This is a genomic window from Diaphorobacter limosus, from assembly GCF_033100095.1.
In the GTDB taxonomy this organism is placed as follows: domain Bacteria; phylum Pseudomonadota; class Gammaproteobacteria; order Burkholderiales; family Burkholderiaceae_C; genus Alicycliphilus; species Alicycliphilus limosus.
The window spans coordinates 2587292-2601900 of record NZ_CP136921.1 but is presented as its reverse complement, the minus strand read 5'-3'; the positions used below and the strand labels follow the sequence as shown (position 1 = coordinate 2601900).

General features: G+C 68.7%; 15 protein-coding genes. 11 read left to right on the top strand and 4 right to left on the bottom strand.

Annotated features, from left to right (window positions below; genetic code table 11):
- Positions 1-15: 15 nt before the first annotated feature.
- Together P4826_RS12600 and ubiM are read right to left on the bottom strand one after the other, a co-directional pair.
- On the bottom strand, positions 16-873 hold the full coding sequence (locus tag P4826_RS12600; RefSeq protein ID WP_317700721.1) for an amidohydrolase family protein: 858 nt from the start codon (positions 871-873) through the stop codon (positions 16-18).
- A 99-nt stretch (positions 874-972) separates the two neighbouring features.
- Positions 973-2217: a 5-demethoxyubiquinol-8 5-hydroxylase UbiM gene (gene ubiM, locus P4826_RS12595; RefSeq protein ID WP_317700720.1), complete on the bottom strand. Its 1245-nt coding sequence runs from the start codon at positions 2215-2217 to the stop codon at positions 973-975.
- Positions 2218-2429: 212 nt separating this feature from the next.
- Here ubiM and P4826_RS12590 point away from each other — a divergent pair, with 212 nt between their 5' ends.
- On the top strand, positions 2430-4511 hold the full coding sequence (locus P4826_RS12590) for an acetoacetate--CoA ligase (RefSeq protein ID WP_317700719.1): 2082 nt from the start codon (positions 2430-2432) through the stop codon (positions 4509-4511).
- A 44-nt stretch (positions 4512-4555) separates the two neighbouring features.
- On the opposite strand, the gene P4826_RS12585 is transcribed toward P4826_RS12590, so the two are convergent.
- Positions 4556-5470, bottom strand: a complete 915-nt coding sequence (locus P4826_RS12585; protein ID WP_317700718.1) for a LysR family transcriptional regulator — start codon at positions 5468-5470, stop codon at positions 4556-4558.
- 101 nt (positions 5471-5571) lie between these two features.
- Here P4826_RS12585 and P4826_RS12580 point away from each other — a divergent pair, with 101 nt between their 5' ends.
- The 8 genes from P4826_RS12580 (at position 5572) to minE (ending at position 12317) form a co-directional block, all read left to right on the top strand.
- Positions 5572-6558 (top strand): Bug family tripartite tricarboxylate transporter substrate binding protein, encoded by a 987-nt coding sequence (locus tag P4826_RS12580; RefSeq protein WP_317700717.1) that lies wholly within the window; start codon positions 5572-5574, stop codon positions 6556-6558.
- Between the two features lie 13 nt (positions 6559-6571).
- A complete protein-coding gene (locus P4826_RS12575) occupies positions 6572-7729 on the top strand; it encodes an acyl-CoA dehydrogenase family protein (protein ID WP_317700716.1) in 1158 nt (385 codons plus the stop codon).
- An 11-nt stretch (positions 7730-7740) separates the two neighbouring features.
- Positions 7741-8778 carry an acyl-CoA dehydrogenase family protein gene (locus P4826_RS12570; RefSeq protein WP_317700715.1) on the top strand — a complete coding sequence of 346 codons (1038 nt, stop codon included), beginning with the start codon at positions 7741-7743 and terminating at the stop codon, positions 8776-8778.
- Positions 8779-8883: 105 nt separating this feature from the next.
- Positions 8884-9672: a crotonase/enoyl-CoA hydratase family protein gene (locus P4826_RS12565; RefSeq protein ID WP_317700714.1), complete on the top strand. Its 789-nt coding sequence runs from the start codon at positions 8884-8886 to the stop codon at positions 9670-9672.
- 37 nt (positions 9673-9709) lie between these two features.
- Complete coding sequence (gene pssA / locus P4826_RS12560) at positions 9710-10333, top strand: CDP-diacylglycerol--serine O-phosphatidyltransferase (protein WP_317700713.1); 624 nt, start codon at positions 9710-9712, stop codon at positions 10331-10333.
- Positions 10334-10425: 92 nt separating this feature from the next.
- Positions 10426-11175 (top strand): septum site-determining protein MinC, encoded by a 750-nt coding sequence (minC, locus tag P4826_RS12555; RefSeq protein WP_317700712.1) that lies wholly within the window; start codon positions 10426-10428, stop codon positions 11173-11175.
- Between the two features lie 56 nt (positions 11176-11231).
- The gene (gene minD, locus P4826_RS12550; protein ID WP_317700711.1) at positions 11232-12047 is read left to right on the top strand and encodes a septum site-determining protein MinD; all 816 of its coding nucleotides are present in this window, start codon (positions 11232-11234) and stop codon (positions 12045-12047) included.
- A gap of 6 nt (positions 12048-12053) precedes the next feature.
- Complete coding sequence (gene minE / locus P4826_RS12545) at positions 12054-12317, top strand: cell division topological specificity factor MinE (RefSeq protein ID WP_317700710.1); 264 nt, start codon at positions 12054-12056, stop codon at positions 12315-12317.
- A gap of 18 nt (positions 12318-12335) precedes the next feature.
- Here minE and P4826_RS12540 read toward each other — a convergent pair whose 3' ends face one another.
- A complete protein-coding gene (locus P4826_RS12540; RefSeq protein ID WP_425605266.1) occupies positions 12336-12893 on the bottom strand; it encodes a flavin reductase family protein in 558 nt (185 codons plus the stop codon).
- 93 nt (positions 12894-12986) lie between these two features.
- Between P4826_RS12540 and P4826_RS12535 the strand changes: the two genes are divergently transcribed.
- Positions 12987-13769 (top strand): alpha/beta fold hydrolase, encoded by a 783-nt coding sequence (locus tag P4826_RS12535; RefSeq protein WP_317700708.1) that lies wholly within the window; start codon positions 12987-12989, stop codon positions 13767-13769.
- Between the two features lie 73 nt (positions 13770-13842).
- Entirely contained in the window at positions 13843-14478 is a 636-nt protein-coding gene (locus tag P4826_RS12530; RefSeq protein ID WP_317700707.1) for a TetR/AcrR family transcriptional regulator, read from the top strand.
- The last annotated feature ends 131 nt before the right edge of the window (positions 14479-14609 follow it).

The window sequence follows — 14609 nt, the reverse complement described above, 5'->3', positions numbered from 1 at the left end:
GGGGATCTCCTATGGTTATGACTGCGGAAAAGCGGGAAGGTGGAACAACTCGGCGGCCGTGGCGCCCAGAATGCGGGCGCGTTGTGCCGCGTCCGGCACCCAATCGGTCAGCGCGGCCAGGCTGGTGCCGTAGTCGGCCAGTTGCTCGTGCTGGGTGTGCGGCCAGTCGCTGCCCCAGACCAGGCGCTCCGGCCCGAAGGCCGTGAGCAGCTGGCTGGCACAGGCGCGGGCGGCGTTCGCATCGGGCCCATTGCGATAGGCGGCCGACAGCTTGACCCAGACGCGGCCCGAGGCGGCGCGCTGCAGCAGCGCGGCAAAGCCCGGATCGGCCTGCGCCTGCCCGGCATCGGGGCGCCCGAAGTGATCGACCACGATGCGGCAGCCCGCGCGCAGCGCCGCGTCCAACAGCGGCGGCAGGTCGGCCGCCTGACGGTGCAACTCCAGGTGCCAGTCCAGTGCCTTCAGGCGTGCCAGAAAGCCCTGCCACTGCGGTGCATCAAGGTCGGGCAGCGGCTGGCCCACGAGGTTCAGCCGCACGCCGACCACGCCGGCGGTGTTCAGTGCTGCCAGTTCCACTTCGTCCGTCTGCGGGTCAAGCATGACCACGCCGCGCAGGCGCTGTGGATGGGCGCGCAGCGCGGCCAGCAGGTAGTCGTTGCCGGTACCCAGAAAGCTGGGCTGCACCAGCACGCCATGTGTGACGCGGTGCGCATCCAGCAGACCCAGATAGTCCGCAGGCGTGGCGTCATGGCTGGGCGCATAGCGGCGCGTGCCGGCCAGCGGCATGTCCTTGAGGAAGACATGGGCGTGGCCGTCCACCACCATGGGGGCGGCAGCTGTCGAAAGCGGTGAACTGGGTGGTGAATGGGGCATGGCCGACCGGTGTTGTCAAGGCGATGCCCCCACTGTAGGTGGCCATGAGCCTGCCTGGTAGACGCGCGTCGGCGTCTATCCATAAGCTGCGGTTATGGCTCAGCGTGGCAACGTCGGCCAGGCCGGGCGCCGCCCGGTGAGCTGGCTGACGATCAGGGCCTTGAGCGGCGGCAGCCGGGTGGAGCCGGCCAGCACTGCGCGGCGCAGCAGTTTGGGCAGCGGCCGGGTGTCGGTGTACAGGCCGACGACGGTGTTCGTGCCCTGGTAGATGGGCCAGGCGTGCAGGCGGTGCTGGCGTTCGTAGCGTGCCAGCACCGCGGCATCGCCAATGTCCTGGCCGCGCGCTTGCGCCGCGTGCAGCGTGGCGGTGAGGCTTTCCACGCCGGCCAGGCCCAGGTTGTAGCCATGGGCCGTGACTGGGTGCATGCCCACGGCGGCATCGCCTATCAACGCGCAGCGCCGGCCGACGAAGCGCTGCGCCCACACGGCCACCAGCGGGTAGGCATGGCGCTCGCCCACCAGCTCCATGGCACCCAGCCGGTGCTGGAACTGCGCCTGCACGGCGGCGGCAAAGTCTGCCGGGCTGAGCGCCAGCAGCGCCTGCGCCTGCGCGCTGTCGGCCGTTACCACGGCCGAGCACATGGGGCTGCCGTCCACCACGTCGTCGGGCAGCGGCAGTATGGCCAGCGTGCGCTCGTAGCCAAAGCATTCGTGCGCGGTCTCGTGGTGCGGCAGCTCGTGGCGCATGCGGCAGACGATGACCGTGCGGCCAAAGTCGTTCATGGATGCGCCAATGCCCAGCTGGCGCCGGATGCTGGAAAAGCGGCTGTCGGCGGCCACCAGCAGCGGCGCCTGCAGCTGCTGCGCCGGCGCGTCGGGGCGGTCGGCGCTGGTGTAGCTCAACTGGGCCTGCTCGGGCGTGATGCTGACCTGGCCCACGCGCGCGCCGGTGATCAGCTTGATCCCTGGCGTGCGGCTGGCCACGGCCCAGGCGCTGCGGCGCAGCGCGTGGTTGGGGACGATCCAGCCCAGGTGATCGACGCCGCTGCCGCCGGCGTGCAGCTGCATGGCGCCAGACTGGCCCACCGGGCCGTCATGCACCTGGGCCTCGCGCAGCAGGCCCACCTCGTGCGCGTCCAGCTCTTGCCAGCTGCCCAGGCTCTGCAGCAGCGCCACGCTGGGGTGGGTCAGGGCGATCTCGCGCCCGTCCGGCGCGGGCGCGGCCAGCTGCTGCGCGCCTTGCTGCTCGACCACGGTGACGGCAAAGCCCGCCTGCGCCAGGGAGATGGACAGCGACAGGCCGGCCGGGCCTGCGCCAACGATGAGAACGTCGCTGTGTTGCATGGGCCGTATGGTACGGCCGGCCCGGCGCAGGGTTATTGCGTTTCCAAATCACCCGTGTCGTTGTTGCTTCGCCTTGTCGTGCGACAGCACTGCCTGCGGCTTCGCGCCTAGACACGCATGATTTGGAAACGGAATTTTTGCGCGGCGGCAACTGTCCGGCGCGCGACCGATGGAGGCTGACGCCCCTCGGGCCGCGCTGCTACGCTGGCGCGATGGAGACAAACAACACCCCACCCTATGTGCCGCGCATGCGCCTGTACCAGGACTGGCTGCGCGCCGAGCGCGGCCTGGCGTTTGCCGACTACCCGGCGCTGTGGCGCTGGTCGGTGACCGAGCTGGACGCCTTCTGGCAAAGCATCTGGGACTACCACGCGCTGGCCTCGCCCACGCCGCACCGCGCGGTGCTGGGGCGCTACCGGATGCCGGGGGCCGAGTGGTTTCCGGGCGCGCAGGTCAACTACGCCCGGCAGGTGCTGCGCCATGTGGATGCGGCGCACGGCGCGGGCCTGGCGGCGGTGATCAGCGAGGACGAAAAGGGCCGCGTGCGCGAACTGTCCTGGCCCGAGCTGAAGCGCCAGAGCGCGGCGCTGGCCCTGCACCTGCAGGCCCAGGGCGTGCAGCCGGGCGACCGCGTGGCGGCCTACCTGCCCAACATGCCCGAAACCATGGTGGCCTTTCTGGCCTGCGCCAGCATAGGCGCCGTGTGGAGCGTGTGCGCGCCCGACATGGGCACCAGCGCCGTGCTCGACCGCCTGCGCCAGATAGAGCCCAAGGTGCTGATCGCCGTGGACGGCGTGACCTGGGCCGGCGTGGACATGGATCGCACCCCGGTGCTGGCCGAGCTGCGCGCCGAGCTGCCCAGCCTGCGCCACCTGCTGCTGGTAAACAACCTGGATGCCGCAAAAACCATAGCTGGCAGCGCCCGCTACACGGACGTTGTGGCCCGAAATGATGCCGAAGTGGCGGCCTTCGAGCCGCTATGGCTGCCATTCGACCACCCGCTGTGGATCGTCTATTCCAGCGGCACCACGGGGTTGCCAAAGCCCATCGTGCATTCGCATGGCGGCATCGTGCTCGTCGCCATGGTTACCGGCTTGCACATGGACCTGGGCGCCAGCTACGCCGCCAACAGCCTGGGCGAGCGTTTTTGCTGGTACAGCTCCACCGGCTGGGTGATGTGGAACTGCCAGGTGGCGGGCCTGCTGTCGGGCACCACCTGCGTGATCTTCGACGGCAGCCCCGGCGGGCCGCGCCAGGCGCCCGACTGGGGCACCCTATGGCGCTTTGCGGCGCGCCACCGCGTTACCTTCCTGGGATCGGGCGCGGCCTTCTTTGCCGGCTGCATGAAGGCGGGTGTGGATCTGGCCCGCTGCGGCGACCTGTCGCGCATACGCGCGCTGGGCAGCACCGGCTCGCCGCTCTCGGCCGAGGTGCAGGAGTGGGGCAGCGCGCAGTTCGCAGCCATTGCCGCCACCCCGGCGCAAGAGGACATCTGGTGGCTCAACATCTCGGGCGGCACCGACTTTGCCGGCGGCTTCATCGCCGGCACGCCCGAGCTGCCGCAGCGCGCCGGCCTGATGCAGTGCCGCATGCTGGGCGCGGCCGTCGAGGCCTGGAACGAGGCCGGCGCGCCCGTTACCGGCCAGGTGGGCGAGCTGGTCTGCACGCAGCCGATCCCGTCCATGCCGCTGGCCTTCTGGAACGACCCCGGAAACGCACGCTACCTGGCCAGCTACTTCGAGATGTACCCACCCGGCCACGGCCGCCGGCCCGGCGGCGGCGACCTGGGCCCCGAGGCCGGCAGCGTCTGGCGCCATGGCGACTGGCTGCGCATAGGCGACGAAGAGGGCCGGGGCGAGTGGTGCGTGATCTATGGCCGATCAGACGCCACCATCAACCGCCATGGCCTGCGCATGGGCACCAGCGAGATCTACAGCGCCGTCGAGGCCCTGCCCGAGGTGCTGGACTCCATGGTCGTCGATCTGGAATACCTGGGCCGCGAGAGCTTCATGCCGCTGTTCGTGGTGCTGCGGGCGGGGGCGGTGCTGGATGACGCCCTGCGCGGGCGCATCAACACCGCCATCCGCCAACGCTTGAGCCCGCGCTTCGTCCCCGATGCCATAGAACAGGTGCCCGAGGTGCCGCGCACCCTGAGCGGCAAGAAGCAGGAGCTGCCCATCAAGAAGCTGTTGCTGGGCCAGCCCCTGGCCAGGGTGGTGAACCAGGAGGCCATGGCCAATCCCGGCTGCCTGGCCTGGTATGTGGACTATGCGGAGCGGCGGAGTGCTTCATAAATAATAGCTGTATGCGCTTGTTGCAACTGTGCTGCAGCCATTTTTCATTGGAGCGCCGGCGCTCCCGTGCTTGCACCGCATTCCAGCGCATGCTCGGTAAAGCGCTGCACCACGCGGCTCGTGTCACCCGCCAGCCGCGCCAGCGCAATGCTGATGTGAAAGCCCGGCGGGTTGTCGGTCAGCGCCAGGCAGACCACGCCGCGCGGCACCGCCTGGCGCGCCACGCCGGCCACCAGGCCCACGCCCAGGCCCGAGGCCACCAGGCTCATGATGGTCTGCACCTGCGAGGCCTCCTGCGCCACGCGCGGCGCAAAGCCCGAGGCCTGGCAGCGCATCATGGCCAGGGCCGCCAGGCCCGGCACCTTGGCGCGCGGGTACATGATGAAGGGCTCCCGCGCGGCCTCGTGCAGGGCAATCGCCCCGCGCGCGGCCAGCGGGCTGCTCTCGGCCACGGCCAGCACGAAATCGTCGCGGTCCAGCGGCGTCAGGTCGAAGCCGCTTGCGTCCAGTACGGGAAAGCGCAGCAGGCCGGCGTCAAAGCGGCGCGCGAGCAGACCTTCCAGGATCTCGGACGAGGTGGCTTCGGTCAGCTCCAGCGCGATCTGCGGGTAGCGCGCGCGCAGCGACGGAATCAGCCGCGGCAGCAGCGCATAGGTGGCCGAGCCGATGATGCCCAGGCGCAGCCGCCCGCCGGTGCCCGCGCGCGCGTGCTGCACTGCCTGGCGGCATTGCTCCGCATGCTGCAGCGCGCGCCGTGCATCCTCCAGCATGGCCTGGCCGGCCGGGGTCAGCAGCACGCCGGTGCTGGTGCGCTCGAACAGCGGGGCGCCCAGCTCGCCCTCCAGCTTGCGGATCGACACCGACAGCGGCGGCTGCGCCATGTGCAGCCGCTCGGCCGCGCGGTGAAAGTTACCCGTCTCGGCCAGCGTGACGAACTGGTGCAGTTGGCGCAGGTTCATTTGATATTCATCGGATATTGCGATCAATATTTTTAATATTAGACAGCATGGCACCAGCGGCCTAAAGTGTCCCGAAAGCGCATTGCCAGGAGACATCACCCATGCCATTGCACCGCAGAAGCACGCTGCGCGCCCTCGTGGCCGCCGGCCTCGTGGCCCTGGGCGCCGCCATGGCGCCCGCCGCCCAGGCGCAGGCCTTCCCGTCCAAGACCATCAAGTTCGTGGTTCCCTTCGGGCCCGGCAGCGGCACCGACACCTCGGCGCGCTACTTCGCCAAAAAGCTGCAGGACCTGACGGGCCAGGCCGTGGTGGTGGAGAACAAGCCCGGCGCCAATGGCTTTCTGGCCGTCAAGCAGGTGCTCACGGCGCCGGCCGATGGCTACACCGTGTTCATAGGCAGCAACTCCACGCTGGCCGTGAACGCAGCGCTGTTCAAGGAGCTGCCCTACGACCCGGCGAAGGACTTTGCGCCGCTGACCATGATGATGCGTGCGCCCGCCATGCTGGTAGTGCCGCCGGGTTCGCCCAATGGCGACCTGAAGAGCCTGATTGCGTATGCCAAGGCGCATCCGGGCAAGGCCAACTTTGGCGCCGGCTCGGCCGGCTACCAGCTGATGGGCGAGCTGCTCAACGACCGCGCCGGCCTGCAGACCGTGCATGTGCCCTTCAAGAGCGCCGGCGAGACCATGACCGCCGTGGCCTCGGGCACGGTGGACTTTGCGTTTGCCGAGGTCACCGCGGTGCTGGAGCTGGCCAAGGGCGGGCGCGTGAAGATCCTGGCCGTGGCCGCCGACCAGCGTGTGCCCAATGCCCTGGACGTGCCCACCATGAGCGAGGCGGGGTTGCCGGGCTTCGAGGCCTATACCTGGGTGGGCGCCATGGTGTCGGCCAAGACCCCGACGGCCGAGACGGCGAAGCTGGCCGCGCTGTTCACCACCATCGCCAAGATGGACGAGACGCGCGCCTTCTACGAGCGCCTGGGCGCCACACCGATGACGGGCGGGCCGGCGCAGATGCATGAGTTCCAGAAGGGCGAGATCGCGCTGTGGAAGCGCATCGTGCAGCAGGCCAAGGTGCCGCTGCAGTAAAGGAGGCGGGGACATGAGCACCCTGGATTCACTCGCGCTCACGCGCATTCCGCCCGCAGACGAGGCGCTGCGCCCCGAGGTGCGCGCCTTTCTAGCCGAGGCCATCCAGGACTTGCCGGCCCATGTGCGCGCCCGCTCCTGGGGCGGCTACAGCGCCGAGCTGAGCCGCAAGCTGGGGGCCAAGGGCTGGATAGGCGTGACCTTGCCGAAGGAGTACGGCGGCGGCGGGCGCAGCGCCTTCACGCGCTATGTGCTGGTGGAGGAGTTTCTGGCCTGCGGCGCGCCCGTGGGCTCGCACTGGATCGCGGATCGGCAGAGCGCGCCGCTGATCCTGAAGTACGGCACCGAGGCGCAAAAGCGCTTCTACATCCCGCGCGTGTGCCGCGGCGAGGCATTCTTTTGCATCGGCATGAGCGAGCCGGGCTCGGGCTCCGACCTGGCCAGCGTTAAGACGCGCGCCACGCCCAATGAAAAAGGCTTTGTGCTGAATGGCCAGAAGATCTGGACCACCAACGCCCACCACTGCCAGTACATGATCGCGCTGGTGCGCACTTCCGGCAGCAGCGAGGACAGGCACAAGGGCCTGTCCCAGGTCATCGTCGATCTGTCTTTGCCGGGCGTCACCGTGCGCCCCATCGAGGATCTGTCGGGTGACAGCCATTTCTGCGAGGTGTTTTTCGACAACGTGCAACTCAGCGCCGACGCGCTGATCGGCGCCGAGGGTCAGGGCTGGGAGCAGGTGACGGCCGAGCTGGCCTTTGAGCGTAGCGGCCCGGAGCGGCTGTTCTCCTCCATCGTGCTGTTCGACCAGTGGCTGGATTACTTGCGCACGCCGCAGGGCCGCAGCGCGTCAAGCGTGCGCCTGGCGGGCAAGGTGTTGACGCAACTAAGCCCCCTGCGCGCCATGTCGGTGGCGATACAGGACAAGCTGGTGCGCGGCGAGAGCCCCATCGTCGAGGCGGCGCTTGTGAAAGAGCTGGGCACGACGCTGGAGCAGATGATTCCTGCGGCCATTGCCGACGACCTGTTCGCGCGCGAGGGCGAGGATGTTCCCGTCGAATTGCTGCTGACGCTGAAATACGTGACCGAGGCCGCGCCCTCGTACTCGCTGCGCGGCGGCACGCGCGACATCCTGCGCGGCATGATCGCGCGCGGCCTCGGACTGCGTTGAAAGGAATGGGCATGGACAACGATTTGTTTGCCGACGCCGCGCGCCAGCTGCTGGTGGGCGAATGCACCCCGGCCGTGGTGCGCGCCATCGAGGCCGGCGGGCTGGGCGCGCCGCAGGCCGAGGCACTCTGGGCCCAGATCGAGGCCGCGGGCCTGGCCGATGCGCTGCTGGATGAGGCAGAGGGCGGCGCCGGCCTGGGCCTGTCCCAGCTGTTCGGCGTGCTGGAGCAGGCCGGCGCCCATGCCCTGCCGCTGCCACTGGGCGACACCCTGCTGGCGCGTGCGCTGCTGGCGCAGGCCGGCATGGCGCGGCCCGCGGGCGCCATCGCGCTGGCCAGTGGTGAGCGCACCCAGGACGGTGGCCTGCGCTGCGCCCTGGTGCGTGGCGGCCGGGTGGCCGCCAGCGTGCTGGTGCAGGCGGGCGATGGCTGGCATCTGCTGGCCGTTCAAGCTGCCCAGACCACGCCCCAGGCGCTGGCGCTGGATGCGGCCTTCGCCTGGTCGCCCAGCCAGATGCTGGCCGCGCCCGTGGTACCCGTCGCCCAGGGGCTGGATGCGCGCACGCTGCAGGCCGCGCTGCTGGCGCCGCAGATGGCCGGCGCGTTGATGCATGTCTTTCAGCGCACGCTGCAATACGCCAACGAGCGCCAGCAGTTCGGCCGGCCCATCGGCAAGTTCCAGGCCATACAGCACCAGCTGGCGGTGATGAGCGAGCATGTCTTCGCCGCGCGCATGGCGGCGCAGCTGGGCTGCAGTGGCGCGGGCCTTGCGGCCGACCGCCTGCCTGATCGTTTGAGGGTCGCCACGGCCAAGGCGCGCTGCAGCGAGGCGGCGCTGGTGGTGTCCGAGCTGGCGCATGCCATCCACGGCGCCATCGGCTTCACGGCCGAATACGACCTGCAGCTCTACACGCGCCGCCTGCACGCCTGGCGCCAGGCGGCCGGCAGCGAGTCCTACTGGCACGACGTGGCCGGCAGCGCCCTGCTGGAGCACCAGGGCCTGACGCTGGACATGGTGCGGCGCATCACCGATGTAGAGACAGCGCATTAAAAACCATAGCTGCTTGCGCTTGTAGTTATTGAGTTTCAACATGAAAATGCTTGAAACCAATGAGAAACAAGCGCTGACGGCTCCTCTTTTTGAAATGGAGTTCCCATGGCCTTTCTGACCATCGAGCGCGACGGCGCCATCCTCACCGTCACCATGAACCAGCCCGAGACGCGCAACGCGCTCACCGGCAACACGGCGGTGGCCGAGTTCGTGCAGCTGTGCGCCGACGTGCGTAAGGACGCCGGCGTCAAGGTCGTCATCCTCACCGGTGCCGGCCCCATCTTCAGCTCGGGCGGCAACGTCAAGGACATGAAGCGCTTCTTCGACGACGCGCTCACGCCCGACCTGATCCGCGAGGAATACCGCCAGGGCATACAGCAGATCCCCTTGGCGCTGTACGAGCTGGACGTGCCCGTGATCTGCGCCGTGAATGGCCCGGCGATCGGGGCCGGGCTGGATCTGACCTGCATGTGCGACATCCGCATCTGCAGTGAGACGGCGACCTTTGCCGAGAGCTTCGTGCGCGTGGGCATCGTCCCCGGCGACGGCGGTGCCTGGTTGCTGCCGCGTGCTGTGGGCATGGCCAAGGCTGCCGAGATGAGCTTCACCGGCGAGGCCATCAGCGCCCAGGAGGCGCTGGCCTGTGGCCTGGTGAGCCGCGTGGTGCCCGCTGATCAACTCTTGCCCACGGCACGCGCCCTGGCCGAAAAAATAGCCGCCAACCCCGGCGCCGTGATGCGCATGACCAAGCGCTTGCTGCGCGAGGGCCAGGGCGCCACGCTGGCCACGCTGCTGGAGCTGTCGGCCGGCTACCAGGCCATCGCCCACAAGACGGCGGACCACCGCGAGGCGGTCACCGCCTTCATCGAGAAACGCGCGCCGCGCTTTCAGTAAGGCGCCCGCGGGCAGGGCGGGCGCGGATAATCGCGCCATGCCTTCTCCGCACAAACGCTTCGCAATGATCCGCGAGTTCCACCTCGCGGACTGGTTCACGCTCGGCAACGCCGTGTGTGGTGTGGGGGCGCTGTTCTCCTGCATGACCTATCTGGAGACGCATGACCTGCGCCACATCTACTTCGCCTGCACGCTGGTGCTGGCGGCCCTGGTGTTCGACGTGCTCGACGGCCGCATCGCGCGCTGGCGGCAGAAAAGCTCGGCCATGGGACGCGAGCTCGACTCGCTGGCGGATGTGATCTCGTTTGGCGTGGCGCCGGCCATCATTGCCTACGCCTGCGGCATGCAGGGGCTGTACGACCGCGTGGTGCTGGCCTTCTTCGTGGCCTGCGGCGTCTCGCGCCTGGCGCGCTTCAACATCACGGCCGAGGCCCTGGCCGAAGGGCCGTCGGGCAAGGTCAAGCACTTCGAGGGCACGCCGATTCCCACCTCCATCGTGCTCGTCGGCCTGCTGGCGCTGGCCGCCTCCATGGGCGCGGTGCGCGAAGAGCTGTGGTTGGGCAAGCTGATGCTGGGTGGCTTCACGCTGCACCCGCTGGTGCTGCTGTTCGCGCTGTCGGGCTCGCTGATGATCAGCCGCATCCGCATTCCCAAGCTTTGACACAGGCTGATGCAGGCCGTTATGGCTGCATTGGTACACTTTGCGGCTTTGAGGCGCCGCCTGTGGCGCCTTTTTTCGATCCCCATCGTTTCATGGCCGTTGACACGGCGGGCCAGGCCCGCACCCCTCTAGACCTCAAGAGCGCGCAGCTGTCCGTGGTGGCCATGGTGCTCAAGACGGTGGACGTCGCCGCCGTTGCGGCCGAGCTGGCCGCCCGCAGCGCCGACGACCCCGAGTTTTTCGACAACGACCCGGTGCTGATCGACCTCTCGGCCGTGCAGGCCGAAGAGCAGCCCATCGACTTCGCCGCGCTGGTGCAGCTGCTGCGCAGCCACCGCATCCAGCCGGTGGCCGTGCGTGGCGGCAATTCCGCGCAGATGCAGGCGGCCCATGCGGCCGGCCTGGTGGCCGCGCCCGACATGCCGGCGGCGCGTGCGCAGCCGCGCGAGGTCATCCGTGAGGTGGTGCGCGAGGTGCAGGTGCCGGTCGAAGTGCCCGTGCCGGCACCGGCGCCCGGCGCGCTGGTGGTGGACAAGCCGCTGCGCTCGGGCCAGCAGGTGTATGCGCGCGGCTCGGACCTGGTGGTGCTGGCCATGGTCAGCTTTGGCGCCGAGGTGATTGCCGACGGCAACATTCACGTTTATGCCCCGCTGCGCGGCCGCGCCATTGCCGGCGCGCGCGGCGACACCAGCGCGCGCATCTTCAGCACCTGCCTGGAGCCGCAGCTGGTCTCCGTGGCCGGCATTTACCGCACCACCGAGACCGAGCTGCCAGCCGACGTGCGCGGCAACCCGGCCCAGGTGCGGCTTGATGGCGAAAAGCTGCTCATCGAGCCGTTGTAAGCCGTTTTCCTCAGATTCATATCCGCAAGACAAGCAACGCAAGGACCCATCAGAACATGGCCAAAATCGTCGTCGTGACCTCCGGCAAGGGGGGAGTGGGCAAGACCACCACCAGTGCCGCCTTCGCATCGGGCCTGGCGCTCGCCGGCCACAAGACCGCCGTCATCGACTTCGACGTCGGCCTGCGCAACCTGGATCTCATCATGGGCTGCGAGCGCCGCGTGGTGTATGACCTGATCAACGTTATCCAGGGCGAGGCCAACCTGAACCAGGCGCTGATCAAGGACAAGCAGTGCGAGAACCTGTTTGTGCTCGCCGCCAGCCAGACGCGTGACAAGGAAGCGCTGACGCAGGACGGCGTGGGCAAGGTGCTCAAGGATCTGGCCGAGATGGGCTTTGACTACATCGTCTGCGACTCGCCCGCCGGCATCGAGAGCGGTGCGCTGATGGCCATGCACTTTGCCGACGAGGCGCTGCTGGTGACCAACCCGGAGGTGTCCTCGGTGCGCGACTCCGACCGCATCCTGGGCATGCTGAGCAGCAAAACCAAGCGCGCCATCGAGGGCAGCGATCCGATCAAGGAGCATCTCCTGATCACGCGCTACAACCCGAACCGCGTGGAAGATGGTCAGATGCTGGGCCTGGAGGACATCCAGGACATTCTGCGCATCAAGCTGATCGGCGTGATCCCCGAGTCCGAAAGTGTGCTGCAGGCCTCCAACCAGGGCCTGCCGGCCATCCACCTGGGGGGCACCGATGTCTCCGAGGCCTACAAGGACGTGGTGGCGCGCTTTCTGGGCGAGGACAAGCCCCTGCGCTTCACCGAGGCCGTCAAGCCCGGCTTCTTCAAGCGCATCTTTGGTGGGAGGTAAGCGGCCATGTCCCTGCTGTCCTTTCTGCTTGGCGAGAAGAAGAAGACCGCCGCGGTCGCCAAGGAGCGCCTGCAGATCATCCTGGCCCACGAGCGCAGCGGCCGCAGCGCAGGCAAACCGGACTATCTGCCCGCGCTGCAGCGCGAGCTGGTGGCGGTGATCTCCAAGTACGTGAAGATCAACCCCGAGGATCTGAAGGTGCACTTCGAGCGCCAGGATGACCTGGAGGTGCTGGAGGTCAAGATCGAGCTGCCCGAGGCGGCCAAGTAGGCGCCTGCGGCCAGTCCATCACCGGTCCATGGGGCCGGTCGCCTTGGGTGACAGGCGGCCCAGCGCGTGCTCGGTATAGAACATGCCGCCGTGGTACAGCAGGGGCGACAGGCCCTGGCGGTGGCCGCAGCGCAGCACCTCGCCGACGAAGATGGTGTGGTCGCCCTCGGCGTACTGGCTGCGCACATGGCATTCGAACACTGCCGCCGCGCCCGCGATCACCGGCACACCCTGCAAGCCCAGCTGATGCTCCACCCCGGCCCAGCGGTCGATGCCGCGCGTGGCAAAGCGCTCGGCCAGCGGGCGCTGCGCGGCCGTCAGCACATGGATGGCGCAATGCCGCGTGAGCGTCAGCGCCTGCAGCAGCGATGAGCGCTGCGCCAGGCTCCACAGCACCAGTGGCGGCTCCAGCGACACCGAGTTGAACGAGTTGATGGTCATGCCCAGCGGCTGGCCATTCTCGCTGCGCGCCGTGACGATGGCCACGCCGGTGGCAAACATGCCCAGCGCGTCACGAAACTCGCGTGGTGAAAACTGGGGCGGGTGGGCGGCGGTGCGGGGCAGGGAGCTGTTCACGAAAGACATGCGGCGCTCGGGGCGCGGCAGCGGATGACAAGGGGGCTATTATCGGCCGGCGGGTTCGCCCACGCCTGCACCCAGCCACAAGCCATGTCGTTGCTACCCACCTTTTCCCTGCTGGGCTCCGGCCCCACGGTGCTGCTGCTGCACGATGCCGATGGCGATCACCTGAGCTTTGCCCCGCAACTGGAAACCCTGGCCGCCGCCGGCTACCGCGCCGTGGCCTGGGACATGCCGGGCTACGGCCGCAGCGCGCCGGTGGAGCCCTACGGCTTCAAAGGTCTGGCCCAACGCTGCCTGCTGCTGCTGGATGCCCTGCAGTGCGACGAGGCGACGCTGGTCGGCCACGGCCTTGGCGCCATGCTGGCGCTGGAGCTGGCCTTGCGCGCCCCGCTGCGCGTGCGGCGCCTGGTGCTGTGCGCGGGTGGGCCGCCTCTTGACGCCGCCGCCATCGCCGCCTGGGTGGCGCCGCGCCTGGAGGCACTGGATGAGGGCCTGTCCATGAGCGAGCTGGCCGCTCGTCTGGTGGTGCATGCGGCAGGCGACGCCGCGCTGCCCGAGGGGCTGCACCTGGCGCGCCACGCCATGGGCCGTGTCCATGCCGCCACCTATCGCCGGGCGTTGCAGGCCCTGGCCAGCTTTGCACGCCGCGCGCCCGAGTTGATGCGCCTGCATCAACCCACGCTGCTCATCGGTGGCGAGCAGGATCGCTGCACCCCTCCCGAGGCGCTGCAGGCCCTGGCCCATGTGCTGCGCGATGCACGCCTGGTGCAGCTGCGCGGCGTGGGCCACTGGCCGCAACTCGAAGACCCCGAGGGTTTTGAGGCGGAGCTGCTGGATTTCTTGGCCGAACCGGGCCAGGCGCCCCATTGAAAGACCGCCCTGCCGATGGGCCGTCGCCAAGCAGGGTTTTTGGGGTTATCGCGCCCTGGCTAACATGGGCCGCATGAACATGCTGTCGCAGCCCAGGCCCTCGTTCAAGGCGCAGATGCACCAGGCACGAGAGGAGGCCATCGTCGAGGCCACCAGCCGCTTGCTGGGCATCAAGGGCTTCGAGACCATGACCGTCGATGAGGTGGCCGCCACGGTGGGCATTGCCAAGGCCAGCCTGTACAAGCATTTTGCCGGCAAGGATGATTTGTGCGCCGCCGCCATGGTGCATGGCGTGGGGCGGCTGCAGCGCTTCCTGGCCGAACTGTCCGCCGAACTGAGCCCCCTGCAGCGCCTGCAGGCCCTGCTGCACTGGCTGCTGGAACTGCAGCTGGGCGACGATACCCCGCTGCTGCCCGAGCGCAACTCGGCCCTGGCCCAGGCGCTGCGCGGCTGCGATGTGTACCACGCGTCCATGCAGGAAGTGAGCGCCTGCATTCTTGGCTGGATAGTCCAGGCCCAGGCGGCCGGGCAGCTGCGGCGCGAGCTGCCACCCGATGTGGTGTTGTGTGCCCTGCTGGCACGCTCGGCCGATCCCATGTTGGCCATGCTGCGCGAGCGTGGCTACGGCAACGCCGAGATTCTGGCCTGGGCCATGGACACCTGCCTGAGCGGCCTGGTGCCGCAGCCCGCTGCCGAGCTGAGAGCGTGAGAGGCAATCTCCCATGCCCGCTTGGCACGCCAGAACACACCCCATCGTCGTTGCAAATACTCGCCATAGCCTGAGCTATGGCTGCGTTTTGCGCCTAAATGGGGCGCGTTTTGACGCACCCCTCGGGCACG